Source organism: Streptomyces sp. 150FB (genome assembly GCF_000818195.1).
GTDB lineage: Bacteria > Actinomycetota > Actinomycetes > Streptomycetales > Streptomycetaceae > Streptomyces.
On the sequence record NZ_JTHL01000001.1, the window covers coordinates 24,103 to 25,681 of the forward strand.

Annotated in this window: 1 protein-coding gene; it reads right to left on the reverse strand. The window is 76.9% G+C overall.

Annotated features, from left to right (window positions below):
• Positions 1 to 1,579, reverse strand: a 1,579-nt coding sequence (locus QR77_RS46395; protein WP_160310864.1) for a polyketide synthase dehydratase domain-containing protein, incomplete at both ends; no start/stop codon positions are given.

Sequence of the window (1,579 nt, forward strand, 5' to 3'; positions counted from 1 at the left end):
GCCCGCTGCGCCGAGTTCGGCGAGCACCGCGTCGGCGAGGGAGCGGCCGTCAGCGACGGCCAGCGCCCCGAAGTCGACCGCGGGGAGTTCTCGGCGCACCGAGCGGGCGAAGGCGGCCATCGCCGGGTGCGCCGGTGAGGTGGCCGGGTCGCGGTAGGCGTAGAGGTAGCGCAGCGCGCCCCGGCGCTCCCGCTGCCATGACTGGAGGAACGCCGTCGCGGTGTGGAAGCCGTGCTCCACCGCTGCGGCGGGCCCCGTGTCAGGCCCGGCCAGGTGCACCACGTGGACGGGTCCTGGGGCGCGGGCGGCGCCGAGCGCCTCGTCGACGCCGAAGCCGCTGCCCAGTGCGATCCGCCGGGCGTCCGCGCCCGCGTCCGTCAGGGCGGTGAGCACCGCGTGCCCCTCGGTTCCCGCGTCCAGCAGCAGCACGGTGGCGTCCGGCTCGCGCGGGGTCCGCGGGGCGGGCTCCCAGACCGGTTCGTACGCGCGGACCGTGTCGGTCACCGACGCCGCGGCCGGGGCCGTGGTCTGCGCCGTGCCCTTCGCGGGGACCTCCCGCAGGGTGAACGTGGCGATCGTGGCGAGGACTTCGCCGTCGCGGTCCAGGAGCGCGATGTCGAAGGCGAGCGTGCCGGGTGCGGCGGGGTGGGCCGACGGGGTGGCGTACGCGTGGACCCGCTGCGGCAGTTCGGCGTACAGCCGGACGGAGCCCAGCGAGAACGGCAGATACGGGAGCGGTCGTGCGGGGTCGTCCGCGCCGGGCGCGAGCCTGCTCGCCGTCTGCAGGGCCGCGTCGAACAGCGACGGGTGGAAGACGTAACTGTCCGCGTCCGCGCGGCGCCGCGGCGGAATCCGCAGCGATGCCAGCGCCTCGCGCTCTCCCAGGGCGATGTCCTCGATCGCCTGGAAGCTCGGCCCGTAGTCGAAGCCGAACCGGGAGTACAGCGCGTAGCAGTCGGCGCCGTCGAGCACGCGCGGGCAGCGCGAGCGCGCCGCCGCCAGGTCGACCGGGGCGGGGCGGTCGCCCGCCGCACCGAGCAGCAGGGTGCCGCGGACGTGCGCGGGGGATCCCTCCCCCGCCGTGCGTACCTCGAAGGACGGGTCGGTGCGGTCGCCGGTGACCTCGACCGTGAGACGGTGCTCGCCTCCGGTGGCCGGGAGCCGGACCGGGCTCGCCCAGACCAGCCCGTCGACCCCGCGGACGGGCGTGCCGAACGCCGACTCCCCGGCCAGGCGGGCCATCTCCAGGTAGGCCACGCCCGCGAGGACCAGGTCGCCGCCGACGACGTGGTCGCGCAGGAAGAACTCCTTCCCCGTGAGCGTCTTCGCGTACGCCGGGCCTCCGGACGCGGAACCCGCGGCGTCGCGCGCGTCGAGCAGGGTCGGATGCAGCCGGGCGACGGCCTGCCCCGGTGCCGACGCCGGAGCGGGCACCGCCGAGGCGGGCACCGCGGGGGTGAACCAGTGCCTGGTGCGGGCGAACGGATACGTCGGCAGGTGCACGCGCCGTCGCCGCGCCCCCTGGTGCAGAGCCGGCCAGTCGACCTCGGCGCCGGCGAGCCACGCGTCGGCGAGGGCG